This window comes from Mesorhizobium sp. M7A.F.Ca.MR.245.00.0.0 (assembly GCF_003997415.1).
GTDB lineage: Bacteria > Pseudomonadota > Alphaproteobacteria > Rhizobiales > Rhizobiaceae > Mesorhizobium.
This window is the reverse complement of sequence record NZ_RZTE01000001.1, coordinates 510409-535628: the sequence shown is the minus strand read 5'-3', so window position 1 is coordinate 535628 and position 25220 is coordinate 510409. Positions and strand designations below refer to the sequence as shown.

The 25220-nt window shown below is 64.7% G+C and carries 33 protein-coding genes and 1 pseudogene; 20 read left to right on the top strand and 14 right to left on the bottom strand.

What is annotated here, in order from left to right:
- Positions 1-27: 27 nt before the first annotated feature.
- On the bottom strand, positions 28-621 hold the full coding sequence (locus EOB80_RS02670; protein WP_127321050.1) for a DUF6456 domain-containing protein: 594 nt from the start codon (positions 619-621) through the stop codon (positions 28-30).
- Between the two features lie 243 nt (positions 622-864).
- Here EOB80_RS02670 and EOB80_RS02665 point away from each other — a divergent pair, with 243 nt between their 5' ends.
- Both EOB80_RS02665 and EOB80_RS02660 read left to right on the top strand, forming a co-directional pair.
- Positions 865-1146 (top strand): DUF982 domain-containing protein, encoded by a 282-nt coding sequence (locus EOB80_RS02665; RefSeq protein ID WP_127326564.1) that lies wholly within the window; start codon positions 865-867, stop codon positions 1144-1146.
- Between the two features lie 108 nt (positions 1147-1254).
- Positions 1255-1563, top strand: a complete 309-nt coding sequence (locus tag EOB80_RS02660; RefSeq protein ID WP_164754123.1) for a DUF982 domain-containing protein — start codon at positions 1255-1257, stop codon at positions 1561-1563.
- Between the two features lie 243 nt (positions 1564-1806).
- Here the strand turns inward: EOB80_RS02660 and EOB80_RS02655 are convergent, their stop codons facing one another.
- Together EOB80_RS02655 and EOB80_RS02650 are read right to left on the bottom strand one after the other, a co-directional pair.
- Complete coding sequence (locus tag EOB80_RS02655; protein WP_127326562.1) at positions 1807-2454, bottom strand: GcrA cell cycle regulator; 648 nt, start codon at positions 2452-2454, stop codon at positions 1807-1809.
- 113 nt (positions 2455-2567) lie between these two features.
- A complete protein-coding gene (locus EOB80_RS02650; RefSeq protein ID WP_245466227.1) occupies positions 2568-2834 on the bottom strand; it encodes a hypothetical protein in 267 nt (88 codons plus the stop codon).
- A gap of 203 nt (positions 2835-3037) precedes the next feature.
- On the opposite strand from EOB80_RS02650, the gene EOB80_RS02645 reads away from it, so the two are divergent.
- Positions 3038-3742, top strand: a complete 705-nt coding sequence (locus EOB80_RS02645) for a helix-turn-helix transcriptional regulator (protein WP_127326560.1) — start codon at positions 3038-3040, stop codon at positions 3740-3742.
- 239 nt (positions 3743-3981) lie between these two features.
- On the opposite strand, the gene EOB80_RS02640 is transcribed toward EOB80_RS02645, so the two are convergent.
- On the bottom strand, positions 3982-4284 hold the full coding sequence (locus EOB80_RS02640; protein ID WP_127268738.1) for a hypothetical protein: 303 nt from the start codon (positions 4282-4284) through the stop codon (positions 3982-3984).
- Positions 4285-4472: 188 nt separating this feature from the next.
- Here EOB80_RS02640 and EOB80_RS02635 point away from each other — a divergent pair, with 188 nt between their 5' ends.
- Positions 4473-4841 carry a hypothetical protein gene (locus tag EOB80_RS02635; protein ID WP_127326559.1) on the top strand — a complete coding sequence of 123 codons (369 nt, stop codon included), beginning with the start codon at positions 4473-4475 and terminating at the stop codon, positions 4839-4841.
- 274 nt (positions 4842-5115) lie between these two features.
- On the opposite strand, the gene EOB80_RS34420 is transcribed toward EOB80_RS02635, so the two are convergent.
- The 4 genes from EOB80_RS34420 to EOB80_RS02615 all read right to left on the bottom strand — a co-directional run bounded on the left by EOB80_RS34420 (position 5116) and on the right by EOB80_RS02615 (position 9162).
- Positions 5116-5280: a hypothetical protein gene (locus EOB80_RS34420; RefSeq protein WP_164748889.1), complete on the bottom strand. Its 165-nt coding sequence runs from the start codon at positions 5278-5280 to the stop codon at positions 5116-5118.
- Between the two features lie 230 nt (positions 5281-5510).
- A complete protein-coding gene (locus EOB80_RS02625; RefSeq protein WP_027035281.1) occupies positions 5511-6527 on the bottom strand; it encodes an ABC transporter permease in 1017 nt (338 codons plus the stop codon).
- Positions 6524-8092, bottom strand: coding sequence for a sugar ABC transporter ATP-binding protein (locus EOB80_RS02620; protein WP_127326558.1), 1569 nt, complete (start codon positions 8090-8092; stop codon positions 6524-6526). Before EOB80_RS02620 ends, EOB80_RS02625 begins: the two co-directional genes overlap by 4 nt.
- A gap of 122 nt (positions 8093-8214) precedes the next feature.
- Positions 8215-9162, bottom strand: a complete 948-nt coding sequence (locus EOB80_RS02615; protein WP_127326557.1) for a substrate-binding domain-containing protein — start codon at positions 9160-9162, stop codon at positions 8215-8217.
- A 366-nt stretch (positions 9163-9528) separates the two neighbouring features.
- On the opposite strand from EOB80_RS02615, the gene EOB80_RS02610 reads away from it, so the two are divergent.
- From EOB80_RS02610 to EOB80_RS02600, 3 genes are read left to right on the top strand one after another with little or no spacing between them, the layout of a single operon-like run.
- Positions 9529-9717: a type II toxin-antitoxin system HicA family toxin gene (locus EOB80_RS02610; protein WP_127326556.1), complete on the top strand. Its 189-nt coding sequence runs from the start codon at positions 9529-9531 to the stop codon at positions 9715-9717.
- 5 nt (positions 9718-9722) lie between these two features.
- Entirely contained in the window at positions 9723-10124 is a 402-nt protein-coding gene (locus tag EOB80_RS02605) for a type II toxin-antitoxin system HicB family antitoxin (RefSeq protein ID WP_127322197.1), read from the top strand.
- Positions 10125-10129: 5 nt separating this feature from the next.
- Positions 10130-10828, top strand: a complete 699-nt coding sequence (locus tag EOB80_RS02600) for a RibD family protein (RefSeq protein WP_127326631.1) — start codon at positions 10130-10132, stop codon at positions 10826-10828.
- Positions 10829-10908: 80 nt separating this feature from the next.
- Here EOB80_RS02600 and EOB80_RS02595 read toward each other — a convergent pair whose 3' ends face one another.
- The gene (locus EOB80_RS02595; protein ID WP_127326555.1) at positions 10909-11799 is read right to left on the bottom strand and encodes an SDR family oxidoreductase; all 891 of its coding nucleotides are present in this window, start codon (positions 11797-11799) and stop codon (positions 10909-10911) included.
- A gap of 90 nt (positions 11800-11889) precedes the next feature.
- Here EOB80_RS02595 and EOB80_RS02590 point away from each other — a divergent pair, with 90 nt between their 5' ends.
- Entirely contained in the window at positions 11890-12723 is an 834-nt protein-coding gene (locus EOB80_RS02590) for a helix-turn-helix transcriptional regulator (RefSeq protein ID WP_164762486.1), read from the top strand.
- 38 nt (positions 12724-12761) lie between these two features.
- On the opposite strand, the gene EOB80_RS02585 is transcribed toward EOB80_RS02590, so the two are convergent.
- Complete coding sequence (locus EOB80_RS02585) at positions 12762-13208, bottom strand: SRPBCC domain-containing protein (RefSeq protein ID WP_127326553.1); 447 nt, start codon at positions 13206-13208, stop codon at positions 12762-12764.
- Positions 13209-13345: 137 nt separating this feature from the next.
- On the opposite strand from EOB80_RS02585, the gene EOB80_RS02580 reads away from it, so the two are divergent.
- Both EOB80_RS02580 and EOB80_RS02575 read left to right on the top strand, forming a co-directional pair.
- The gene (locus EOB80_RS02580; protein ID WP_127326552.1) at positions 13346-14098 is read left to right on the top strand and encodes a pseudouridine synthase; all 753 of its coding nucleotides are present in this window, start codon (positions 13346-13348) and stop codon (positions 14096-14098) included.
- A 118-nt stretch (positions 14099-14216) separates the two neighbouring features.
- Positions 14217-14618: a VOC family protein gene (locus EOB80_RS02575; protein WP_127267214.1), complete on the top strand. Its 402-nt coding sequence runs from the start codon at positions 14217-14219 to the stop codon at positions 14616-14618.
- 31 nt (positions 14619-14649) lie between these two features.
- On the opposite strand, the gene EOB80_RS02570 is transcribed toward EOB80_RS02575, so the two are convergent.
- Positions 14650-15231 carry a histidine phosphatase family protein gene (locus tag EOB80_RS02570; RefSeq protein ID WP_127267215.1) on the bottom strand — a complete coding sequence of 194 codons (582 nt, stop codon included), beginning with the start codon at positions 15229-15231 and terminating at the stop codon, positions 14650-14652.
- 208 nt (positions 15232-15439) lie between these two features.
- Between EOB80_RS02570 and EOB80_RS02565 the strand changes: the two genes are divergently transcribed.
- The 3 genes from EOB80_RS02565 (at position 15440) to EOB80_RS02555 (ending at position 16840) form a co-directional block, all read left to right on the top strand.
- A complete protein-coding gene (locus tag EOB80_RS02565; protein ID WP_127267216.1) occupies positions 15440-15889 on the top strand; it encodes a universal stress protein in 450 nt (149 codons plus the stop codon).
- Between the two features lie 156 nt (positions 15890-16045).
- Positions 16046-16564 carry a sugar O-acetyltransferase gene (locus tag EOB80_RS02560; protein WP_127408821.1) on the top strand — a complete coding sequence of 173 codons (519 nt, stop codon included), beginning with the start codon at positions 16046-16048 and terminating at the stop codon, positions 16562-16564.
- Positions 16565-16624: 60 nt separating this feature from the next.
- Positions 16625-16840, top strand: a complete 216-nt coding sequence (locus tag EOB80_RS02555; RefSeq protein ID WP_127322507.1) for a DUF1778 domain-containing protein — start codon at positions 16625-16627, stop codon at positions 16838-16840.
- Between the two features lie 39 nt (positions 16841-16879).
- Here EOB80_RS02555 and EOB80_RS02550 read toward each other — a convergent pair.
- Both EOB80_RS02550 and EOB80_RS02545 read right to left on the bottom strand, forming a co-directional pair.
- A pseudogene (locus tag EOB80_RS02550) lies at positions 16880-17645 on the bottom strand (sulfite exporter TauE/SafE family protein).
- A 27-nt stretch (positions 17646-17672) separates the two neighbouring features.
- Entirely contained in the window at positions 17673-17873 is a 201-nt protein-coding gene (locus EOB80_RS02545; protein WP_127326551.1) for a hypothetical protein, read from the bottom strand.
- 112 nt (positions 17874-17985) lie between these two features.
- Between EOB80_RS02545 and EOB80_RS02540 the strand changes: the two genes are divergently transcribed.
- The 7 genes from EOB80_RS02540 to EOB80_RS02510 all read left to right on the top strand — a co-directional run bounded on the left by EOB80_RS02540 (position 17986) and on the right by EOB80_RS02510 (position 23836).
- Positions 17986-18858, top strand: coding sequence for a LysR substrate-binding domain-containing protein (locus EOB80_RS02540; RefSeq protein ID WP_127326550.1), 873 nt, complete (start codon positions 17986-17988; stop codon positions 18856-18858).
- A 132-nt stretch (positions 18859-18990) separates the two neighbouring features.
- Complete coding sequence (locus tag EOB80_RS02535; protein ID WP_127271168.1) at positions 18991-19491, top strand: Lrp/AsnC family transcriptional regulator; 501 nt, start codon at positions 18991-18993, stop codon at positions 19489-19491.
- Positions 19488-20651 carry a saccharopine dehydrogenase family protein gene (locus tag EOB80_RS02530; RefSeq protein WP_127326549.1) on the top strand — a complete coding sequence of 388 codons (1164 nt, stop codon included), beginning with the start codon at positions 19488-19490 and terminating at the stop codon, positions 20649-20651. The genes EOB80_RS02535 and EOB80_RS02530 overlap by 4 nt, the downstream gene beginning before the upstream one ends.
- Positions 20652-20762: 111 nt before the next feature.
- Complete coding sequence (locus EOB80_RS02525; protein WP_127326548.1) at positions 20763-21551, top strand: ABC transporter substrate-binding protein; 789 nt, start codon at positions 20763-20765, stop codon at positions 21549-21551.
- A gap of 157 nt (positions 21552-21708) precedes the next feature.
- Positions 21709-22380: an amino acid ABC transporter permease gene (locus EOB80_RS02520; protein ID WP_127271796.1), complete on the top strand. Its 672-nt coding sequence runs from the start codon at positions 21709-21711 to the stop codon at positions 22378-22380.
- On the top strand, positions 22377-23051 hold the full coding sequence (locus EOB80_RS02515) for an amino acid ABC transporter permease (protein ID WP_127326547.1): 675 nt from the start codon (positions 22377-22379) through the stop codon (positions 23049-23051). The genes EOB80_RS02520 and EOB80_RS02515 overlap by 4 nt, the downstream gene beginning before the upstream one ends.
- Before the next feature lie 56 nt (positions 23052-23107).
- Complete coding sequence (locus EOB80_RS02510) at positions 23108-23836, top strand: amino acid ABC transporter ATP-binding protein (RefSeq protein WP_164762493.1); 729 nt, start codon at positions 23108-23110, stop codon at positions 23834-23836.
- A gap of 7 nt (positions 23837-23843) precedes the next feature.
- On the opposite strand, the gene arsK is transcribed toward EOB80_RS02510, so the two are convergent.
- A complete protein-coding gene (arsK, locus tag EOB80_RS02505; protein ID WP_127326545.1) occupies positions 23844-25082 on the bottom strand; it encodes an arsenite efflux MFS transporter ArsK in 1239 nt (412 codons plus the stop codon).
- Positions 25083-25220: the final 138 nt, after the last annotated feature.

Sequence of the window (25220 nt, the reverse complement as noted above, 5' to 3'; positions counted from 1 at the left end):
CATCGCCGGTCGGATCCATTTCACCCCTCACCGCCTCATCATCATCCCGTAATGCACTGCCAACAAATCCAGCCCCACCTTCAGCAGCTTTGTCACCACGTTCCGGCCCTCGCCGGTCTGCTCGGACAGGCGCTTGAGGGAACCGTCCGCGCAGCAGACTTGTCGCACCACGGCGGCCACCTCCCAATGGCCTAGCGCTCTTGTGGCGGCGGCATAGGCCCTGCCGGCGTCGAGCACACTGTCGGCGATGCCGCCGCCATCGCGGCCGCCGTCGACGCGCTCGGTCCAGCGCATCGGCTTGACATCAGCCTGCTGGCTGCAGCGGAAATCCTCGCGGTAGCGCAGACCTGCCTCGCGCTGCTGGCGCGACAGCGAGGTGATGCCGACGAGCGCATCGATGGCGCGCACCCGCACGATGCCGCCGGTGGCGGCGTAGCCGTCATTCGACACCTCGTAGACACGAGCAGCCTCCAGCGTGCCCGCCGCCAGCCGCTTGCGGCCGAAGGCGTCATCCCTGAGCGCGAAATCATGGCCGATCTCGCGGCGTATGCGCACCTGCTCGGCCTCGCCCTTCGGCAATTTCGGCGCCTGCGGTTTGACGGGTCTGGTCCTTTTGCTCATGGGAGGCTCCTGGTTGGCTCGGGATGATGGAGAACGGCAAAGCGGCGATCCTTCGCGCTGTTGGGCATCTCCCCACATGGTCGGCAGGGCGGAGAGAGCCGCCGTTCGGTTGGCCTTCGTTGAACCGGAGGTCGTCGCCTCCTCGCCGCTGCGCCAGCATCCTTGCCGCCCGGCATCCAGGCTGATGGAACCGGCGCGAGCTTTCGACGTTATGTCGCGTCCATGCCAAGGTGAGGTTCGCCGATGACAGCCTTCATGCCGGTTACCGTGCGCTTTTGCGATAACAAAACCATGCTGGTCAGTTCGGTGGCCGGCGCAGCCGAGGCACTGCGCCACCAATGGCCCGACAAGACAGCACCTGGTTATCTCGAGGCGACGCGGCTGGTTACGCTCGCCGTCGAAGGTACCTGCTGCCAGCGCATTGCGTTCGACGCCTTCACCAGGGCGGCCAAGCAACAGAACATACTGGTGGCCAGGCCCAAAAGCCGCGCCCATGACTGGCTGGACGCGGTGGCTAGCCCATGAGGATCGCGCGCCGGCCGAAAAATTGATGCAACCGGCCGCCAGCGGGGCGCGTTTATCGATGCGGTAGTTGGAGCCGCGCGCAAAGCGAAGGTGAACGCCGTGGGTACGATGAAAACCGGAGTGCCGCTCAAAGTGCGGGTGGAAGATGAGATCGAAGAGATCGACAGCGTCAGCGAAGCCGCCGATTTTCTGCAGCGTTGGCCGCTTGAGCGACGCGGCCATGTCTACCGCAGTGCGCTGAACGCCTGCAGCGCGGCGATCGCCGCGCAGATTTCCGAAGCCGACGCCATGAAAGTGTTTACCGGCTTTGCCCGGGTGACCGGCATATTGATCGCCGAAGGCAACCCGGCCATGGCGATGGACGCACGGAGCGTGCAGAGCCGCACGCCCAAGCAGGGCCGGCAGATGCCGAAATAGGGTTTTGACGATTTTGCTTCGGGCTTGATTCATCTCAGATCCTCCACCTCTGTGCGAGGCAGCCCCCCTCACCCAGCCTCCGCTTCGCTCGGCTGGCCATTCCGGGGCGAGCCACGTGTCTCGCCCGTCCTTCGGACCCCGAGGGGAGACTTGCACCGTCGGTGCCCTCCTCTTCTCCCCAGCGGGGAGAAGGTGGCCCGAAGGGCCGGATGAGGGGGCTGGCGCAGCAATGGGAGAGCGGGCTCATCCCGCTACAAATACGCGGCGCTGAAACCGCGCCTGATGGTAGGTGCAATAGCTTTTCAGCGCCCTGGTGCGCATGCCGCAGCACAGCATGTCGGCGCCCGGCCGACTGCTTGGCGGATCGTTTTCAGAATCCTCCTCCACCGTCAGATCCAGCGGCGCGCGGCAGCGTGAAAACAGGCAATCGATGAAACGCATCGCCACGCCATGCGGCTGCCGGCCGATGGCCGTACGCGGCGGCGCCGGCGTCTCCACGCGATAGGCTACGCCGTCGGCGATCAGCACGCCCACCTCGCGCACGAACGAATGGCGCCTGGGCCGGGCCACTTCACGCGCGGGGATGTCCTTGGCGGCAAGCACGCCATGCATCTTGCCGACGACAGGCGTCGCAGTCCCCGGGGCGCCAGTCGCCCGCTTGCTTTCAGCGCGCTTGCCCACCGCCTGTCCGGCTCGCGGCGGCGGCCCCTTGCCATTGGCAAAACCGATCGCGCCCAGCATGGCGTTACGGTGCACGATGCCGATGATGGCGTCGCGCGACACCGGGCTACCGCGCAACGTGCTGAACGCGACTGCAATCCTGGAGGCTGAAAGCCCGTCCTTCAGCCAGCGGCCGATCTCGTGCAATTCCGCGTCGCTATAGTTTGCCATATCCAGCTCCATCCAAAGTTCGGCCGCGCGCCGTCGGGCAGCGTCAAGGTTCGACCCGGTGGCCGGGTCGCAGTCAGGTTGTTTTTCAAGAGCCGGCTGTCAGCCGACCAGCCTCAGCCGGATTGGATAGACTTCCCGCCGGCAAGGTGCAGAAGCCGCGCCTCGGCCGTGTTTCTATCCAGGGCGGAAACCGCCCTGCCCGTTGGCCTGTCGAACAGGATGACGGTGCCGTCCTCGGTGCGGATGCAGGAGCGGCCAGCCGAAACAACAGCGCCGGCGCCATGCCGGTCGGATTGGGGGCCGGAGCCGCTGGGAGCGGCGGCTCCGGCCGTTCCGGTCGCCGGAGACGGGCGGACCGGACCCGGGGCTGGTGCAGTCAAGTACCGAGCCTCGGGCTTCATCCTGGCCGGGGAGGAGGACAGCCGGGATGAAAGGGGGGCGACAGCCGCCGGGCACACCGCGCACGGGGCCGGCGCCATTGCGCCATCAAAGGTGGACAGGTTTTGCATAATCGTATATAAGCATAACTCACAAATTTATGCAAGCCATTCTTTCATAGACGAGAGCCACTTTCATCACTCACATGGTCGCCATGGCAAGAACGGAACTGTCGATCAAGGTCGGGGCGGCGATCCGCAAGGCGCGCAAGCAGCGCGGCCTAGTCATGCGCCACATCGCCGAGCACAACGACACTGATGTCGCCGCCGTCGGCAATTGGGAAACCGGCCGCAATCTGCCCAAGACCGAGAACCTCCTGAAGACCGCCGCCTTCCTGCGCGTCGACCCGGTGGCGCTAGGTCAAGGGCAGGTCGTGTTTCTCGACGATGCCGGACCGGTCGCCGATGCGGAGATCGTCACCGATACCGGTCCGCTACCCGCGGGGTCGATGGATATCGAGGTGCTGGGCGCGGCCGTCGGCGGCGACGATGGCGATTTCACCTTCAACGGCGAGCCGGCGGGTTACGTCCAGCGCCCGCCGGGGGTGCGCAACCTGCCGAAGGTGTTCGCCCTGCACGTGCTCTCGGATTCCATGGTGCCGCGTTACGAGCCCGGCGACCTGATCTATTGCGGCGGCCGCGACGCGGTGCCCGGCGACCATGTGGTGATCGAGACCTTGCCCGAAGAAAACGAGCGCAACGGCAAGGCCTTCATCAAGAAGCTGGTCAAGCGCACGGCGGGTGAGCTGGTGGTCGAGCAGTACAATCCGCCGAAGACGCTGACCTTCAACCGCTACGCCATCAAACATGTCTGGCGCGTGATTCCGCTGAAGGAATTGCTGGGGTATTGAGGAGCGCTTCTTCCCTTCTCCCCTTGCGGGGTGAAAGGCGGTCCGCAAAGCGGACGAAAAGCCAATTGCTTGGCTTTTCGAGCCTTGAACGCCCTGAGCTCGCGAAGGGCCGGGTAGCGCAGGATCCACCTGCCGGGTCCCCGCTGCTTCGCAGCGTCCCGGCGTTCGCTGGCCTTTGATCGTGCCACTGGCACGATCAATTCACTCACGCGAACCGGCCGTTCACCCTTCGACAAGACTCAAGCCCGCCTCGCTCCCTCCAGCGGCACCTCGCGATCGCTCAGCATCTGCGCTTCGCTGCGCACGCGCTGGCGCTCGTCGATGAAGGCCGCCTGGATCGTAACGGTCGCCCCTGGCAGTCCGTCGGCACGGCAGGCCGCGCAGACGATGCGGCCCGACAGAGCGGCAAGCGGCGTGTTCCCCGTCACGCCGAACCGCTTCAGCTGATCGGGTCGCCACCAACGGTTGCGGCCGCAATCCGCGCACTCGACCGAGATCGAGGCGACATGCGCGATTGTTGGTTCCCTGCCCGGCAATGCCATCGCCCCTGCCTCATCGTTGTTCCTGATTTGTTCGCATATTCCTGTGTTTTGCGCCGGGAGTCGAGTCGCAGTTTTCAAACTTTCCCAGAAGTTTTTCTTCTAAGGTAATTTGAGTTATGCTTTCATACTGGATACGCAATGTGAGTCGGAGCACGAACCCGCCCACTGCATCAGCCCTGGGAGCGATAATGGACGCCCTTGCCGCCGATTTTGCCCGTTCCTGCGGTTACGCCGGCGACAGCCTGGCCCTACTTGAAGCCTTCGAAGCCATCCGCCGAAACGGCATCGCCCACGCCCGTCAGGATCACGTCAGGCGCAAGGCGGTGATCGACGAGTTGAAACCGTCGGAGGCGCTGTTCCTGGCCGCGATTGGCCCGGCGCTCTCGGCGGAGGAGGCCATAGAGGACGCAGCCCGCTTCATAGCCTGCTGGCGCAACATACCGCGCTGGCGCCAGGAGCGGCGCTTGCCCGACCTGGTCAGGGCCAAGCAACAACGGCTGGTGGCACGGTATTTTCGTCGCCATGGCCATCTTCTATGGGCGCGCGAAGCAGCGTGAGGCTGGACCAGCCATTTGCGGGTTCCATCAGCAATTTTTCTTTCTAGACTGCGCAGGGGTGGCTGATCGTCGACGTGCATAGTTTGGAATGTTCAAGACTGCCCGCTCAAAATTTCAAACCTGGATAACGGCCGGCGCGGGACCATCGCCGCCCTGCTTGTGGCCGGCCTGATGGGGGCCTTCGGCGCCCTGCCCGCCCACGCCCCGCCGCAATTGCCGTCCGATGCCGTCATCGATGCCGGGCGCTGGCGGGTCCAGCCGATGCGCGCCTATGTCAGCCGCGCCCGGCGAAGTGATTGGCCAGCGCCACCTTCGCCGCCAGCTGCATGAGGAGATCGCCGACCAGCACGCCGGCCAGCACGAGTGCCATGAGTTGCGGCCAGAACCGCCGCAGCAGCGAAAAACCTAAGGTGATCGGTCTGATGATATCGGCAAACATGAGGTTCTCTCACGATGCCACCCGCCAAAACCTTTCTAGGACGGCTGTTTTGCAAGAAAGGGGGCTCCCCTTCTCCCCTTGTGGGAGAAGGTGGATCGGCGCGATAGCGCCGAGACGGATGAGGGGTGCGTGACGGAATGCGCCATTGGCGTTCCCTGGAACATCCCTCATCCGACCTCGCTTCGCGAGGCCACCTTCTCCCACAGGGGGAGAAGGGAGAACCGTCCCCCTCACCTTCTCACCCGCGACTTCAGCCACCGGTCGAACGCCACCGCCAGGATCAGGATGAGCCCGATGACGATGCTTTGCGTGTAGGACGACACGTTGTTGAATTGCAGCCCGTTCTGCAGCACGCCGATGAGCGCCGCGCCGACCACCGTGCCGCCTACCGAGCCGATGCCGCCGAACAGCGAGGTGCCGCCGATGACGACGGCCGAAATGACCGTCAGCTCATAGCCGATGCCGGCTACCGCTTCCGAGGAGTTGAGCCTGGCCGACAGCACGAAGGCGGCAAGCCCGGCGAAGAAGCCGACGATGACATAGACTGAGACCAGGATGCGGTCGACGCGCAGGCCTGACAGCCTTGCCGCCTCGGCATTGCCGCCGACGGCATAGACAGCGCGCCCGTAGCGCGTGTAGCGCAGCACGATGTGGCACAGGATGGCGGCCGCGGCGAAGATCAGCGCCGGCACCGGCACGGGGCCGATCAGCCCGGTTCCGAACCAGCGCATCGAGGCGTCGAAGCCCGAGATCGGGCCGCCGTTTGAGATGGTCAGCGTCAGCCCGCGAAACACCGTCAGCCCGCCCAGCGTAACGACGAAGGGCGGCACTTTCAGCCGGGTGATGACAAGCCCTTGCACCCCGCCGGCAGCAGCGCCCACAACGACGGCGGCCAAGAGTGCTGCGAACCAGCCGAATCCTTGCGTGCCGCTCGTCGACAGCGACAGCGTGTTGGCGGAGCCACCCTTGGCGACCACGGCGGCGACCATACCGCAGAAGGCGAGCAGCGAACCGACCGACAGGTCGATGCCGGCGGTGAGGATGACGAAGGTCATGCCGAGCGCGATCAGCCCGGTGATCGAGATCTGCCTTGTGATGTTGAACAGGTTGATCGGGTCCATGAAGCTCGGCTTCAGCACGGTGAAGACGATGATCAGCGCCACCAGGAACAGCAGCGGCCCGAAGCTCATCAAAAGCCGCGCGAAGTTGATGCCGCCGCGCTGATCCTGTTCCCCCGCCACGCTCATAGTGTCTCCTTGCGGTCGAGTGCCATCAGTTCCATCAGTCTTTCCTCGTTTGCCTCGACGCCCGGCATCTGGCCGGTGATGCGGCCCCGGCGCATGGTGACGATGCGGTCCGACACTGCAAGCACCTCGGGCAGCTCGGACGAAATCATCATCACCGCAATGCCGCGCGCCGCAAGCTGCACCAGGATCTGGTGCACCTCGGTCTTGGCGCCGACATCGACGCCGCGCGTCGGCTCGTCGACGATCAGCACTTTCGGATCGCGCGCCAGCCAGCGCGCCAGGATCACCTTCTGCTGGTTGCCGCCCGACAGGCCTTCGATAGCCTGCTCGGCCGAAGCCATGCGGATCGACAGCATTTTGCGAAACCCGGACAGCGCATCGCGCTCGCGCCGCTCGGCCATGAAGCCGAAACCGTTGCTGAAGCTGCCCAGCGAAGCGATGGAGAAATTCGGCAGGATGCCCAGCGCGGCAAAGATCGCCTGGTGCTTGCGGTCCTCCGGCAGCAGGCCGATGCCGAGCGCAATGGCGTCTGCGGGCGATGCCGGGGCGATCGGCTTGCCATCGAGCGTGATGGTGCCGGCCGCGATACGGTCGGCGCCGAAGATGGCGCGCGCCAGCTCGGTGCGGCCCGACCCGACAAGCCCGGCAACGCCAAGGATTTCACCGGCCTTGAGGTCGATGTCGACGCCGTCGAGCACGATGGCGTGCGGCGCTTCGGGATCGCGCACGGTGCGCAGGCCGCGCACCGACAGCACGACATCGCCGGCCACCGCGCGTTGCGCCGGCCGGGCATAGAGCTCGGACGCCGCGCGGCCAACCATCTTCTCGATGATTTTGGGCAGGGCGATCGGTCCACCCTCACGGTCGAGATGCCCGGCCAGCCGCCCATCGCGCAGCACCGTCATGCGGTCGCAGATGGCGGAGGCTTCCTCCAGCCGGTGGGTGACGAACATGATGGCGACCTTGTCCTTGCGCAGCCGGTCCATGATCGACAGCAACCGCTGCACCTCGGTCTCGGTCAGCGCCGAGGTCGGCTCGTCCATGATGATCAACCGGCTTTTCAGCGACAGGGAGCGGGCGATCTCGACCAGTTGCTGTTCGGCCACCGACAGCGCCGACACCGGCGTCATCGGGTCTATGGAGAGACCGACGCGGGCGATGATCGTGCGGGAGTCCTGCTCCATCCGCCTCCAACTGACCAGCCCGAGCGGACCGGTCGGCGCGCGGCCGATAAAGATGTTTTCCGCCACCGTCAGCGTCGGGATCAGGCTGAGCTCCTGGTAGATGGTGACGATGCCGAGCCGCTTGGCATCCTGCGGGCTGGATGGATGATAATCGGCACCGTCGAAAGTGATGCGGCCGCCCGACGGCGGCATGACGCCCGAGAGGATTTTCAAGAGCGTCGACTTGCCGGCCCCGTTTTCGCCGAGCAGGCCGAGGATCTCGCCGGGGCGGATATCGAGCGAGACGTCGCTGAGCGCGGTGACGCCCGAGAAATGCTTGGTGATGCCTTCGACGGCAAGCAGGATGGGTTCGGACGATGCGGCTTCAGCGGCTGGCGGCAAGGGTGGCTCCTTCCATGCAGTTGATGTCGCCTGTCAGCGCTTGAACGCCCCCCTCTGTCCTGCCGGACAGAGGGGAGCGCTGTCCCGCCGGCTTTGCCAATCGGCCGATCCCCGCCAAACCCCTACTTCGTCTCGCCAATCCGCTCCGCCTTGTCGAGATTGTCCTTGCCGATGACGATCGGCGTCAGCAGCACCAGCTTCTCCTTCGGCTCGGTCTTGTCCTTGGCAAAGGCCACCGCGATGCGCACCGCGGTGCGCGACTGCTCGCCGGGAAACTGCTCGACGGTGCCGGCAAGCTTGCCGTCGCGCACGGCGACCAACGCTTCCGGCAGCGCGTCGAAGCCGTAGATCTTGACGTCGGTGAAGTTGCGCGCGGCACAAGCCTCCATGGCGCCCAGCGCCATGTCGTCATTGGCGCAGACGATGGCGTCCGGCTTGCCGTTGGCGGCAAGGCCGGCCTCGGTCACCGACAGCGCCTCGGCGCGGGCGAAGTTGGCGGTCTGCTCGAAGACGATCTGATACTTGTCCTTCAAGGGATCGAGCACATTGTGCACGCCCTTGTTGCGGTCGATCGCCGGGCCGGCACCGGGCTGGCCCTGCAGATGGAACAGCTTGGCGCCATTGGGGAACGCAGCCACCACGGCGTTGGCTTCCGCCTCGCCGCCCTTGACGTTATCGGCGCCGACATGGGCGAGGATGCCCTCGACGCCGTCGACACGGCGGTCGATCGTCACCACGGGAACGCCGGCCTTGACCGCTTCCTCGATGGCCGGCGCCAGCGCATTGACGTCGAGCGGGGAGATGACGATGGCGTTGACCTTCTGCACCAGGGCGGCCTCGATGTCGGCGGTCTGCTTTGTGGCCGAGTTCTGGCCGTCGCTTTCGGTCAAACTGACGCCTTGCGTGGCGGCTTCCGCCTTGATCTCGTTCAGCATGTGCACGAAGAACGGAAAGCCGAGACTGGGCACCGAGCCAAGGATGGTGAGCTTGTCCTGCGCAAACACCGAGGGCGCGGCGACCATCATGGCGCCGAAAGCCGCGGACGACAGCAGGAATTCACGTCTGTTCATGGGATCCTCCTCCACAAAAACGCACGACCCCGAAAACCGGGATCGGTTTCAGGAAGGATCATGCATCGGTTCAAAGTGTTGGAGCATCCTCCCTGCGCCCGAAAACGCATGCCGCTCCAGCTGGCCGCCGCTGTAAAAAGAGCCTCCCACCGACGCCTGCGCAGGGATGCTAACCCAGGGCCAACCATTTGTGCAACCTCGATATAACAGCGCTGTTCGGCAAATTATCGGAATTGTCGGATTTTTGGATCGTGGGCATGCTTCCCAGCACAATAGACACGGCGCTTCGCCTCCTGCGGCCTATTTGGCGTTGACTGACTTCATATTCCTTATTGAAAGGCCACCATCAAATGTGTATAAATACACATGAAAAGCGCCGACATTATCCGCCTGTTGGAAGCTGATGGGTGGGTTGAAGTTGCCCGAAGGGGCAGTCATGCGCAATTCAAACACCGCGACAGGCTAGGGCGGGTCACCGTCCCTCATCCCAAGCGCGATATTCCAATAGGCACCCTGCGCAGCATCGAAAAACAATCTGGACTGAAACTGAGGTGACGGCCATGAAGCAGTATATCGGACTTATCCATAAGGATGCCGACAGCGACTTCGGTGTGTCTTTCCCTGATTTCCCAGGCGTGATTACCGCCGGCAAGGATCTGGATGACGCCCGGTCCATGGCTGAAGAGGCCCTCGCCCTCCACATCGAAGGGTTGGTCGAGGATGGCGGGGCTGTTCCTGAACCCTCCAGTTTGGAGGCTGTGATGGCAGACGCCGATAATCGCGACGGTGTTGCAATCCTGGTCTCGGCCCAGACCCAGACCAGGAAAACAGTGCGTATCAACGTGACGCTTTCCGACGACATTCTCCAAAGGATCGATGCCTTTGCCGAAGCTCATGGCTATACCCGATCCGGGTTTCTCGCAAAGGCCGCTGAAAAAGTGATGGCGCTTGAAGCGGCGTGACCCGTATGAAGCCGCAAATCATCTGCCATATGCTCGCATCACTCGACGGCAGCCTTCATCCAAGCCGCTACACGACAAGTCCGGACGGGACCCGGGGGGAGTGGTCGAGCCTCTACGAGCATATCCACAGTGATCTCGCGGCTGACGCCTGGATCGTCGGCCGCGTCACCATGGCCGAGATGAGCAAAGCCGCCGCGCACCCACCAGCCAATGTCGGCAAGGTCGACCGGCCCTATCATTTCGCGCAAAGGGATGCGGGCAGTTATGCCGTGGCGCTCGATGCCTCGGGCAAGCTCCATTTTTCCAAACCCGACATCGGCGGCGACCACGTCGTGGTGCTGCTTGGGCGTGACGTTACCGACAGCCATTTGGCCGAGCTTGCCGCCGACGGCGTGTCCTATATCGTGTCGGAAGCGGCGGACATCGATCTCGCGGCGATGCTTGAGGTGCTCGGAAGCGAACTCGGCATCCGCCGGTTGCTGTTGGAGGGCGGTGCCGGCATCAACGGCTCCTTCCTCGCAGGCGGACTCGTCGATGAGCTGAGCCTTCTCGTCGCGCCCGCGATCGATGGACGCGCAGCAAACCAGGCCTTCGTCGAATTCGGCGAGAGCGGCCTGGCGGGCAAGACACAGTTGTCCCTGATGAGCTGCGAGGCCTTGGCGCATGGGCTCGTCCATCTGCGCTACGCCGTGACCCCTGCTTGACGTTGCTCGCTGAACGGAAATGACCGCCAACCCGGCTATCCCGGATTGGCGGCCCGCTTCTGCGCCGACGCTTCAGCCGGTCAAACGGCGTATTGCATGGCGTCGAGATCGGCGATCAGCGTCGGGCCGGTCGGATGCCAGCCCAATCGTGCCTGTGTCAGCGCGCTGGAGGCAGGCAGATCCATGGGGGCGAACATCGCCATCCAGCCGAAATGCTCCGCCGCTCTTTCCGGCGCGATGGAGACGACCGGCAATTTCAGGCCCCGGCCAAGCGCCTCGGCGATGGCCCGCACCTCGACGCCTTCCTCGCCGACCGCGTGATAGCGTGCTCCCGGTTGCCGCTTTTCCACGGCCAGCCGGTAAAGCCGCGCCGCGTCGAGAAGATGGCCCGCGGAGAAGCGATTGCGGCCTTCGCCGACATAGGCCGAGACGCCTTTTTCACGCGCGATCTCGATGAGCGGCGTGATGAGGCCCTGCTTGACCGGGTTGTGGACCTGCGGCAGCCGCACCACCGACAGATTGATGCCGTTTTCCAGAAGCGCATTGCCGGCCAGCTCGGAGGCTATGCGCGGATTGGGGTGGCTGGCATTGAAGACGTCCTCGCTTGCCAGTTCGCCATGCCCAGGGCTGCCCATGCCGACGCCGGAGGTGATCACCAGCGGCCGGTCGGAGCCGGCCAGGGCGGCGCCGAGTGCGGCGATGACGCGCTTGTCCTTTTCGCAATTTTCGGCAAACCGCGAAAAATCGTGGTCGAACGCCGTGTGGATCACAGCCTCCGCCTTGGCCGCGCCGTCGCGCAGCCCCTCGGGATTTTCGAGGGTCCCCCGGTGCACCTCGGCACCAGCAGCAGCCAGCGCCTCGGCGCCGGCGTCGGAGCGGGTCACGCCGACCACCTGGTGGCCCGCCTGGATGAGTTCGGGAACCAGCGCCGAACCGATGAAACCGGTCGCGCCGGTGAGAAAGATACGCATGCAAAATCTCCTGCACAGTTGCCTGCGTAATATTGCTGGTCTATTATTCTATTAAAGTAGTGATCTTATCATGGTATAATGGCTAACAGGATGCCCTCCAATTCCGCCGGCTCGCTGGCAGCGTTCCTCAAAGACCGGCGCACGCGGCTCGATCCGGCTTCCTTCGGCTTTTCGGGCCGCCGACGCACGCCGGGGTTGCGCCGGGAAGAGGTTGCTCAGCGCGCCAACATAAGCCCGACCTGGTACACGTGGCTGGAACAGGGCCGCGGCGGCGCACCCTCGGCCGATGTCCTCAATCGCATCGCCAAGGGGCTGCTGCTGACCGAGGCGGAGCGCGAACATCTTTTCATGCTGGGGCTCGGGCGCCCGCCCGAGGTCCGCTACACCGGTGCCGAGGGTGTCAGCCCACGGCTGCAGCGCCTCATCGACACGCTCGATGCCAGCCCCGCCATAGTCAGGACCGCTACGTGGGACGTCGTTGCCTGGAACCGCGCCGCGCGGGTCGTGCTGACCGACTACAGCGCCCTGCCCGAGGGCGAGCGCAACATCCTGCGTTTTATGTTCCTGCGCCCCGCCATCCGCGCCAAGCAGCACGACTGGCGAAACCTGGCCCGTTTCGTGGTCGGCTCGTTCCGTGCCGATGCGGCACGCGCCGGCGCTGTCTCCGAGGTGCGCGAACTCGTCGACGAACTCTGCAGCGCTAGCCCTGAATTCGACGCGCTGTGGCGCGAAAACGACGTGCTCAGCCACGGCGACGGGACAAAGCGCCTGAAGCATCCAAAACTCGGCGATATCGAGCTGGAATATTCGGGCTTCGCGGTCGACGGCCGGCCGGATTTGAGCCTGACCGTCTACAACCCGGTCGACAGCGCCGTCGCCGACCGTATTCGCGCGCTGGCTCTCGCCCAACACCCCAAAGAGTAAGGGCCTGATAACCCGTCCGCGGGGAATGACTCCCGCCCTCAAGCGCGCTCGCAGACCGCTTTCAGAATCTGCAAGGTCGGCCCCCAGTAGAGATTGGCATGCGGACGGATCGCCGGTTCGGCAAAATCGCTGAGCGTCAGCGTCAGCAGCGTTCCCTGATCCGCCGGCGCCAGATCGAAGCTGACCACCGTGTGGTTTTCGGGCACGTCCGCCAGCCGCGGGGCCGACAGCGTGCTCCAGTAACCGTAGGCGAACGCCCTCTCCTGCGCGAAAGCTCGGATAGTTCCGTGGTTTTCGAACGGCATTCCGTGCAGCACTCCGTGTATCAAGATCGCGCCGCCGACAAGTCTCTCGAGGCTGACGGTCAGCGCCTCGTCGGACATCCATTGCGGGATCATCGCGGGCGTCGTCAGCACCTGCCAAATCTTGGCAGGCGTTGCAGCGATGACGACGGTCTTGATGATCGGTGCGGCAGACTCACTCATGCGCTGCAATTTATCGCGGATGCGGCGACGACAATATCGTCGTTCGGGCGGTGCGGCGCATGCGAAGGCAGCAGCGCGGCTTGCGAAGCGATCGTGGCCCGTGGCATCTGTCGGCTCCACCAGCGCAGACGGGCAGCATGACACCACGGCAGACACGGCAGAGCGGCAGGCAGGCGGCGCCAGGCGTCAGTCTCAACCGCGCCCTCTCAAAACTTGGCCTGTGCTCGCGCACGCAGGCGGATGTGCTGATCGCGGAGGGCCGCGTGCGCGTCGGCGGCAAGGTCGTGCGCAATGCAGCCCTGCGGGTCGACCTCGACCGCGACCGCATCGTCGTCGACGACAGGCCGGTGGTTGCCGAGCGCAAGGTCTATCTCATGCTCAACAAGCCGCGCGGGCTGGTCACCACCCGCGACGACCCGCAGCAGCGCGACACCGTCTATGCCTGCCTCGAAGGGCTCGACCTGCCCTTCGTCTCGCCGGTTGGCCGCCTCGACAAGGCCAGCGAAGGCCTGCTGCTGATGACCAACGACACCCGATTTGCCAACCGGCTGATGGACCCGGCTTCGCATTTGCCGAAAACCTATCACGTGCAGGTCGGCACGGTGCCGGACGCGGCGATGTTGAAGACGTTGCGCGCGGGCGTGAGCGTCGACGGCGAGATCCTGACCACGAATTCGATCGAACTTTTGCGCAGCGGCGGCCGCACCGCCTGGCTGGAGATCGTGCTCGACGAAGGCCGCAACCGCCACATCCGTCGCCTGCTCGCCGCGCACGGCGTCGAGGTCCTGCGCCTCATCCGCATCGCCATCGGCCGCCTGCCGCTCGGCGACCTCGCCAAGGGCACGGCACGGCGTTTGACACCGGAGGAACTGGCGCTGCTGACGGGGTGAGCAGCGCGTGCGCTGGTGCAGGCTCACAGCAATCCGTCCTGACGGAAAGCTGTCAGGAGGCCTGGCCTATAGGTCGGATGGGAGCCGGCCACGGCTTCAACGATCAGGAGCCAAAGCAATGAATTTCGTCTCTGTCCGCATCATCACTTCGGACGTTCAGCGCCTCGTGCGCTTCTACGGCGAGATCACGGGCATGCCCGTGACGGTCTACACGGAAGACTTCGCAGAACTGGCGACACCGGCCTGCACGCTGGCGATCGGCAGCACGCGCACCTTGATGCTGTTTGGCGGCGACATCGCCCGCCCCGCCGACAACCACACCGTCATCCTCGAGTTCCGCGTCGGCGACGTCGATGCTGAATTCGCCAGGCTCTCGGACCTCGTCAGGAATGTTACTGTGCAGAAGCCAACCACAATGCCCTGGGGCAATCGCTCGCTGCTGTTTCGCGACCCCGATGGCAATCTGGTGAATTTCTTCACGCCGGTGACCGCCGAAGCGATCAAGAAATTCGACAGGTAGGGCGGAAGCGGCGCCGCTGGCCAAAGCCGCCCTACTTCTGGTTCCATTTCCGGATGACCGGCTCGCTCAAATCATGCTCGTAGCCGAGCACGCTGATGCTGGCTGTTTCGAGCACAAGCAGCGCGCCGCCTTCGGGCGGCAGGCCAATCCAGCGCGCCGCCAGCACGCGCAAGAAATGCGCGCTGGAAAACACCAATATGCCGGCATTGGCCTCGCGCAGCCCGGCGATAATCCTGTCGGCCCGCGCGCCGACATCGGCCGCCATCTCGCCCTTTGGACAACCATCGCGAAACACATTCCAGCCGGGGCGCTCGGCCAGGATCTGTTTTGTCGTCAGCCCCTCATAGGCGCCGTAGTCCCATTCCTGCAGATCGTCCTTCTTGACGCTCTGCGCGTCGAAGCCGGCCAGTACGCTGGTGTTGTAGGCGCGCTGCGACGGGCTCGACCATACGGCCGAAAAAGACAGCCCCTTGAGCCTATCGGCGACACCCCGCGCGGCGGCCTCGCCAACCGGGGTCAACGGCATGTCGGTGCGACCGGTATGCTGCCCCGAAAGGCTCCATGCCGTCTCACCATGCCGGACCAGATGGATTTGGGGATACGCGTTGCTCATGGAATGCCTTTCAGTGTCGCCAGCACCTTACGCAACGATGCGGCAAAGGGGAATCCGCTTGGTACAAAACTGCGTGGTCGCCTGGCCTTGATCGGCGGCGGGCCGGCCCTGTGATCGGCCCGAGGCCGCAACTATATCAAGGCCAGGCCTCCACAAGGCTCCCGCCACCACAAGGGCACGGGCCCTTGCACAACAAGTCGAGATCGTCATGTACAAACATCTGCTCATCGCCACGGACGGATCGGAACTGGCCGACAAGGGCGTTACTCACGGCCTAACGTTGGCCAAGGGCCTCGGCGCTGCTGTCACCTTCGTCACCGTCTCGGAACCATTCCCGATCTTCGCCTTGGGCGGTGCCATGGCCGGCTATGCCGCCGGCAACGAACTGGCTGCCTACAAGGAAGAGGCGGGACGACACGCTAAGGAAGTGCTCGACAAGTGCAAGGCGTCGGCGAACGCCGTCGGCGTCTCCGCGGAGGTCGTGCATGTCGAGGACAAGCGGCCCGCCGAAGCCATCCTGGAACTGTCGCAGGCCCTGGGCTGCGACCTGATCGTCATGGCTTCGCACGGCCGCCGCGGACTGGGCAAGCTGCTTCTCGGCAGCCAGACGGCGGAAGTGCTGTCCTACACGGAAATCCCGGTTCTGGTGGTGCGATAGGGCGTTTTTCCGGGCTGGAACTGACTTTCGGAATCATGCTCAAATAACAGCCGGAGACCATCCCGGCGCGGCTGTCGTGCGCCAACATTGTTCGACCGCGCCGGAGAAAATTGACGAATGGCGGACGAGGGTCGCACCAGGATAATTCCCAGCGGAATGCCGCAGTCGGCCGCCATGCTGGCCGACGTCAAACGGGCGATGGCGACCACCGCAAGCCTCAACCGCTTGACCTTCAACGACGCGGCTGAAGTCCGGACCCTGTTCAGCGAACTCATTGGCAGGAAGGTCGACGACAGCTTCCTGCTGATCCCGCCCTTCTACACGACCGGCGGATCCGATATCCGCGTCGGGCGCAATGTCTTCATCAATCAGAACTGCACCTTTTATGATCTTGGCGGGCTCGACATCGCCGACGATGTCATGATCGGGCCGAATGTCAGCCTCATCACCTCGGGCCATCCCCTCGAACCGTCGCGGCGTCGCGCCTTCACGACCGCAAAGCCGATCGTGATCGAACGCAATGTCTGGATCGCGGCCGGCGCGACGGTCATCGGCGGCGTGACGGTGGGCGAAAACTCGGTTGTCGCGGCGGGTTCCGTGGTCACTAGGAACGTTCCCCCGAACACGCTTGTCGGGGGAAACCCGGCCAACGTCATCAGGTCGATTGCCGAATGAGGGCGCGACTTTTCATCGGGCGGCCGGACCGACAGATCGTAGTGACATCGTCGCTATGCTATGCTGTTAACGCAGGGAAGGAGCCCATTCATGCGCAAGGACTTCATGCTTGAAGCGTTGCAGCGTGCCACTGAAGACACGTTGCTCAACCGCGACATCTTTACTGTCGAGCCGGATGTCTACGCCGCTTTTCTGGAACGTCTCGACGCGCCGCAGCATCCGAACCACCGGTTGCGCCGCACCATGACGACAAAGCCTCCGTGGGACGCTGCATGACGCCGATGATCACGCTCCGCGCCAATCCCCACCGGCCGCTTAGGATGCCGAAGACCAGAGCGCGGCCTCCAAGACCAGATACCCGCCCAGCATCAGCAGCCCGGCGAAGAACACCGTGCGAAACGTCTCGACGCTCATCGCCTGGCGCAGCGCCTGGCCGGCGAACATGCCGGCGAGCGCCGGCGCAAGCGCCAGGACCGATCCCGCCAGTTGCATTGTCGGCGATGCGAACGCGCCTGCCTTGAACAACCCAAGGGCAAGAGCCGCCGTCGACACGGTGAAGGACAGGCCGAGCGCCTTGGATGAGGTCTTCCCGGCCCAGCCGCAGCGATTGCAGATAGGGCACGGCCGGGATGACGAAGACCCCGGTGGCGCCGGTGACCAGCCCGGTCGCCACACCGACCAGCGGTGATACCAACGCCTCGTGGCGCGCCGGCGTGGTGAAGCCAAGCTTGAGCAGGCCGAGAATGGCGTAAAGCACCAGCGCCGCACCGAGCCCGGCCGAGGCAACGCCAGAGTGTGTGCCGGTGAGCAGGCCGGCCCCGGCGACGGTGCCAAGCACGACGCCGGCCATCATCGTCCACAACCGCTTGCACAGCCCGCCGAAGGATGGGCCGGTGAACAACTGCCAAAGATTGGTGACCAGCGACGGGATCAAGAGCAGGGCAGCCGCCTGCGCCGGCGGCATCGTTACCGCCAGCAGCCCCATCGCCACGGTCGGCAGCCCCATGCCGACGACACCCTTGACGAAGCCCGCGGCAAGGAAGACCGCGCCGATCCAGGCGATGACGCCGACGCTCAGCACGGTCGTTCCTTCGGGGTGCCGCTTCGATCAGTCATGCAACAGCATGTCCGCCGCATCATCGTCGGGTGCGGGTTTTGCTTCATGGTGGACAGGGGCAGCCATCGCCACGCAACCGCGCTGGCCGGGCTCCGCTAGCGCCATGGCAAGCGAGGCCACCGCGATCGCAAGCACGATCGCCGCGCTTTCAAGTATGCCGGGTCCATGCCGGCCTGTCGCCTTTTCGCTCATCGCGCATCTCCATCGCAAAAGATTTGACTGACATGCCGGCCGCCCACAATGTGGAAGTTACGCCGTCAGCCTTCGCCTGCGCCGAAGGCTGAAACCCTGCAGGAGAAGAAAGATGCGCTTCGATCTTACCGATCTCCGGCTGTTCCTGCTGGTCGCCGAGCGCGGCAGCATCACCCATGGTGCCGAACTTGCGGGGCTGGCGCTCGCCTCCGCCAGCGCCCGCATCAAGGGCATGGAGGAAAGCCTCGGCGCGCCGCTTTTAGAGCGGCGGCGGCGCGGCGTGGTGCCGACGGCCGCCGGGCAGGCGCTGCTGCACCATGCGCGGGCGGTGCAGAACCAGATCGAGGCGATGGCCGGCGACCTCGGCGCCTATGCCACGGGCTTGCGCGCCCGCGTGCGGCTGATGGCCAACACGGCCGCCACCAGCGCGCTGCTGCGCGACATGCTGCCGGCCTTCCTCGTCGCGCATCCCGGCATCGACATCGACCTCGACGAGCGCCCCAGCCACGAGATCGCAGAGGCGGTGGCAAGCGGTGCCGCCGATCTCGGCATCGCCGCGACCTGGGCCGGCCTTTCGCATCTGGAGCAGAAGCCGTTCTTCATCGACAGGCTCATGGTGATCGCCGCGCGAGACTGGCCCGACCTCGAAGGCAATACGGCCAACCTCGGCGACCTGCTCGGCGAAGCCTTTGTCGGCCTGAGCGCCGGCCATCCCTTGCAGGAGCACATCACCCGTCAGGCCGCCCGCCTTGGCGGCCATCTGCACTTCCGCATCCGCGTGCCCGGCCTCGACAATGTCTGCCGGCTGGTCGCCCAGGGCGCCGGCATCGCCATCGTGCCCGAAAGTGCCGCGCGCCGCTCCGCCCGCACGCTGCGCAGCCTACGGTTGACCGACGACTGGGCAACACGCCAGCTCAACCTCTGTGCCCGCCGCTTCGATGAGTTGACGCCACAGGCAAAACTGTTGGCGGCAGCGCTGGTCTGAGCCCTGACAGCGACTACCTATCCCCAGCAGCGCTGAATCATTGCCTTGCTTTTCAAATATACGTGACGTAGCTTGTTTACACATTGGCAAAAAAATAGCCAAAGTTTTTTCCTTTTGTGAAAGACGGGGACTTTGCGGGAACATCTCGATCTGACCGATCGGCGGCTGGTCAAACAGCTGTCGCAGGATGCACAGCCGGGCATCAACCGCATCGCCGAGATGTTGGCGATTTCGGTGCCGACGGTGCGCACGCGGCTGCGCAACCTGCTCGACCGCAACCTGCTCAAGATCGTCGGCCTGCTGAACCTGACCGAGCGCCCCGAGCTGATCTCGGCCATTGTCGGCATCAATGCCCAGGGGCGCGGCCGGGCCCGCGAACTGGCACAGCGCATTTCCGAACTGCCCTTCGTCAACTCGGCTTCGGTGGTCACCGGGCGCTTCGACATCATCGTCGACGTGACGGTGGCCGGTGACGTCGCCGATCTCTACCGCGTCACCAGCGAACTGATCCCCGGCGCCGGCGAGCCCGGCGAAGTCGTGCGCAGCGAAACCTTCGTTGTCATGGCGTCCTGCAACAAATGGGTCAGCCTGCCGGAAGGCTGCTGGTCGGACGACCGCAAGGAGCCGGCATGAAGATCGCGGTACTAGGCGGCCTCGGCCTGCAAGGCCGGGCGGCAATCGCCGACCTCGTCGCCAGCGTCGGCGTCGAGGAAATCGTCTGCGTCGATACCGCAGCGGATGGCCCGGCCCGGCTTGCCGGCCTGACCGATCTTGCCCGCGTGCGCTTCGTGGTGCCTGAAGGCGCGATCGGCCCGGCGCTGGCCACTGTGCTTGATGATGTCGACGCCGTCATCGACCTGTTGCCGCAGCCGCTGATGCGCCAGGCGGTGCAGGCCGCGATCGCCACGCGCACGCCGCTGGTCACCACCAATTACGCCAAGTCGATCGCCGACCTGGCGCCAGCCGCCGAACAGGCCGGCGTCTCGATCATGACCGAATGCGGGCTCGACCCCGGCATCGACCTCGTGCTGTACGCGCGCGCCGCCAGGCAGTTCGATTCGATTTCCTCGATCGATTCCTATTGCGGCGGCATCCCCGAGCCGAAGGCGATGGCCAAGCCGCTGTGCTACAAGGTGAGCTGGAATTTCGACATGGTCCTGGTCAGCCAGAACCGCGACAGCGTGATGATCGAGGACGGGAAACGCGTCGCAGTGCCGGCCGGCCAGCAGCACGACAATCCGTTCATCCATGAAATCGAGGTTGCGGGTCTGGGCAAGCTCGAAGCCTTCCCCAATGGCGATGCGCTGCATTATGTCGAGATGCTGGACGCCGCAAAAGCGCTGCGCCGCTCCGGCCGCTACACGCTGCGCTGGCCGGGATGGTCGGCCTTCTGGGCGCCGTTGAAGGAGCTCGGTTTCCTCTCTGAGGACAAGGTGCCCGGCACCTCCAACAGCCCGCGCGAATTCCTCGGCCGGCTGCTCGGCCCGCAATTGCAATACGGCCCGGGCGAAAAGGATCTTTGCGTGATGCGCAATGTCTTTTCCGGCCTCGAAGGCGGCCGCGCCAAGACCGTGACGTCGGACCTGATCATCGAGCGCGATCTCGTTTCCGGCCTCTTCGGCATGAGCCTCGGCGTCGGCTATCCCGCCAGCATCGTGGCGCAGATGCTCGCGCGGCGTGAGATCACCAGACCCGGCCTTTTGAACCCGCTGCTGGACGTGCCCGACATCAGGTTCTTCGACGAACTGGCCAAACGTGGCATCACGGTTTCCGAGACGGTGGCACGGGACTGAGGCAGGAAGATTTTCGAACGGTGGCTGCCGTCGGCAACGGCGCTGCCGCTCAAAAAGCACCCCAAAGGGTGAAAAACAACGTGGAACAATAAGACAAGGAGGAATACCGAAATGAAGATTGCCAGACTGTTCATCGCCGGGCTTGCACTCGCCGGGCTCACTGCCGCTGCCAGTGCCGGTACGCTCGACGACATCACCAAGCGCGGCGAGTTGCGCGTCGCCGTACAGACTCAAGGGCCTCCCTTCTCGCTGGTCGGCGCCAACGGCGAACGCACCGGCAGTTCGGTGGAACTCGCCGAAATGATGGCCAAGGAAATGGGCGTCAAGATCACCTTCCTCGATTTCGACTGGGACGGCCTGATCCCGGCACTGCTGTCGGGCAAGGCCGACCTTCTGGTCGCCGACATGACACCGACGCTCGCGCGCGGCATGAAGGTCGCCTTTACCACGCCTTACATGTATACGGGCAGCACCGTCTTCACCAAGGCCGACAGCAAGTTCAAGACCACTGAGGACTGCAAGGCCAAGGGCACCAAGATCGCCGTGCTGCTCGGCGCCACCGGCGAGAAGGAAGCCAAGAAAGCCTTCCCCGACGCCGACATCAAGAGCTACAAGGGCGGCGGTCCGCTGCTGCTCGACGCCGTCAACAACGGCCAGGCCGATTGCGGCGTCAACGACGTCTCGGCGGTCAAGGGCCAGTCGACCGCCTATCCGGCCGGCAGCTTCACCATCATGCCGGACCTGTTGTCGAAGGAGCCGCTTGCCTTCGCCACCCGCTATGACGAGCCGGACCTGCTGGTCTGGATGAACCTGTTCCTCAACCAGGTCACCATCGACGGACGCCTGCAGAAGAACCTCGACTACTGGGTCAATTCCGACGCCTGGAAGAAAGACCACTGAGGAATTGAAATAGCGAGTAGCGAGTAGCGAGTAGCGAATAGGGAGTAGCGAATAGGGAATGGCCGTTCCGGCCATGCTTTTTGCTGCTCGCAATTCTCTACTCGCTATTCGCTACTCGCTACTCGCCCTTCCTGCACTCTGGGGATTGCACCCAACGATGCTCGAAAATTTCAGTTTCCGCACCATCGTCGAATATCTGCCGCTGTTCGGACAGGGCCTGATCACGACCGTCTGGCTGTCGGCGCTGTCCTTTGTCGGCGCACTGATCGTCGGCATCGTGCTGTGCGCCATGAACCTGCAGCGCGGCTGGCTGTTTCGCGTGCCGGCCAAGGCCTATATCGACGCCGTACGCGCCACACCCTTGCTGGCGCAGCTCTATTTCCTCTATTTCGGCCTGCCCCGGCTCGGCTTCGTCCTGCCTGAGCTGGTCGTCGGCATTCTCGCGCTGTCGCTCAACAGCGGCGCCTATATCGCTGAAATCATTCGCGCCGGCATCCTGTCGATCCCGCGCGGCCAGGTCGAAGCCAGCGTCGCCTCGGGCATGACCTATGTCCAGCGCATGCGCCTGGTCGTCCTGCCGCAGGCCTTCAAGGTGACGATCCCGCCGCTGCTTGGCCAGGCGATCGTGCTGGTCAAGGATTCCGCCCTTCTGTCGCTGATTTCGGTTTCCGAACTGACCCGCGCCGGTCAGTTGCTCGCCTCCGACCGCTTCATGCCGGCCGAAGGTTTCCTCACCATCGCCGCCTTCTATCTGCTGCTCTATTACGGCCTGAAAGGACTGGCTGGCGTCTCCAGCCGCTGGCTCGGTACGGCGGGGGCGCGGACATGATCTGGCAACAACTGCAAAGCCTCGCCGGCTCCTATCCGCTGGCCCTGCGCGGCCTCGGCATGACCGTGATGCTGTCACTGATCAGCCTGGTGCTCGGCACCCTGCTTGGCTTCGGCCTCGGCATTCTGCGGACCGGCGGCAACCAGCTGATCTCGGGCTTGATCGGGGCCTGGGTCGACCTGATCCGCGGCACGCCGTTCCTGGTGCAGATCTTCCTGATCTTCTTCATCTTGCCTGAGTTCGGCATCGAACTCGATGCCTTCACCGCCGGCATCATCGCGCTGACCAACCTCGCCGCCTGCTTCATCTGCGAGATCGTCGTCGCCGGCATCCGCTCGGTGCCGACAGGTCAGGTCGAGGCGGCGCTGGCGTCCGGCCTGTCGCGCTTGCAGCGCATGCGCCAGGTGGTCCTCCCACAGGCGATGCGCATCGTGCTGCCGCCGCTGGTCGGGCAGTATGTGCTGCTGATCAAGGATTCTTCCGTCGTCTCGGCGATCGGGCTCACCGACCTCACCCGGGTTGGCTGGCTGGTGGTGCAGCGTGTGCCCAACGGCCTGCTGGTCTTCTTCCTCGTCGGCGTCGGCTATTTCATCGTCTGCTATCCGCTGATCATGCTGGCCCGCCGGCTGGAGCAGCGCATGGGCGCGGCGCATGGCGAGGTGCAGTTGTGACTTCCAACCCCAAAGGTCCAGAAAACATGACCAAAACGGGCCTTGCCAAAACCGGCATGATCGACTTTCGCGACGTCAACAAATGGTTCGGCACGCTCAATGTGCTCAAGGATATCACGCTCAGCGTCGAGCCGCGCGAAGTGGTCGTCGTCTGCGGCCCGAGCGGCTCGGGCAAGAGCACGCTGATCCGCTGCGTCAACGGCCTGGAGGCGATCAAGGACGGCGACCTCGTTGTCGACGGCCAACGCCTGGGCGACCCCGCCACCAACATGACGCAGCTGCGCACCGAGATCGGCTTCGTCTTCCAGTCGTTCAACCTCTACCCGCATAAGACGGCACTCGAAAACGTCACGCTCGCCCCAATCCATGTCCGCAAGATCCCGCGCGCCGAGGCTGAAAAAGCAGGCCGCGAATTGCTGGCCAAGGTTGGACTCGCCGATAAGGTCAATGCCTATCCCGCACAGCTCTCCGGCGGCCAGCAGCAGCGCGTGGCGATCGCGCGTTGCCTTGGCATGCGACCCAAGATCATGCTGTTCGACGAGCCGACCTCGGCACTCGACCCGGAGATGATTTCCGAAGTGCTCGACGTGATGGTGGCGGTCGCCGAGGAAGGCATGACCATGATGGTGGTGACGCACGAGATGGGCTTTGCCCGCAAGGTAGCCCAGCGCGTGGTGTTCATGGACGCCGGCGCCATCGTCGAAAGCGGCACGCCGGACGAGTTCTTCTCGCACCCCAAGACCGACCGCAGCCGCGCTTTTCTGAGCAAGATTCTCAGACATTGAGGCGCGGTCAGGCCGCCTCTTCCGGATTGCCGCCAATGGCGAACGCAACCCGGCCGCGGCGCCTCAGCAACACGATGGCGAGGAAGGCGATGACGCCGCTCGCGGCGACGACCACCAGCACCCACAGGGAATTGGCGACGGACGCCCGCGCCATCATGAAGGCAAGCGCAAACGGCGCGAAGGCAGAGGTGAACTGACGGGCAGCACTTGCCCATCCGAGCCGCGCACCATAGCCTTCGCGGCCGAAGAGTTCGAGTGGCAAGGTGCCGCCGACGATGCTGGTGAGGCCGGAGCCGAGGCCGAACAGCAACACGAACAGGAAGGCGCCGGGCAGCCATGGCGTGGTCAGCAGCAGTGCGCACAGCCCGGCTGTGATCAGCGATGCGGCGATGACGGCGAGGTGCGTCTGCTGCAGGCGGCCGCCAAACAGCATGTTGATCAGCCGGCTGGCGACCTGCGCCGGTCCGAACAGGGTCGAGACGAAGAGGCCTGCTGTTCCGAGCCCCAGCGCCGCCGTCAGCGGCACCATGTGGATGAGGATCGCCGACAGCACGAAGCCCTCGGTGGCGAACCCCGCCAGCATGAGCAGGAACACGGCCCGGCCACGCCGCGGATCGAGCGGCGCGCCCGCTTCAGGGATCGGCTCGCGCTCTTGGCTTCTGGCCGTTGCGTGGCGGCGGGACAGGCGCATCAGCCAGGCGTGGATCGGCAGGCAGAGCCCGAGATTGAGAGCGGCGAACAAGAGATAGACCTCGCGCCATGTCAGATGCGCATGCAGCGCCGAGGTCAGTGGCCAGAACAGGGTCGAGGCAAACCCGGCGATCAGCGTCAGATGGGTGATGCTGCGTTGCGGCCGGGGAACCCCGATCTGCACGATCGCGACGAAGGCAGCGCTGTAGAGGACAAAGCTGGAGGCCAGTTCCATTGCCAGCAATGCCAGAACGAAGCTCACGCGGTCGGGCGCGACGGCGCACAGCGCCAGCGCCACGGCTGCCGCCACCGAGCCGACGGTCATGATGCGGCCGGCGCCGAAGCGGTCGGCCCACCGCCCGGCAGTCGGCGCGAACAGGCTGCCGGCAAACAGCGAGGCCGACAGCGCGCCGAACACCCAGCCTTCCGTGAGCCCGAACTCCCCAGCCATTGCCGGCGCCAGGATCGAGAAGCTGTAATAGAGCGTGCCGTAGCCGATGATCTGGGTCAGCCCAAGCGCCCAGATTGCCTTGCGCAGGACGGATCGTTCAGGCATCGACGCCGGCCGCCATATTCTCTCGCGTCTCGGTGGCCGGCGCGGTGGCGCAGCCGCAGCCCGATGCGCCGGCTGCCTTGGCGTCCGCATCCCTGACGCAGCAGGCATCGACAGCGGCGGGCGCGGGCCCGCCACAGC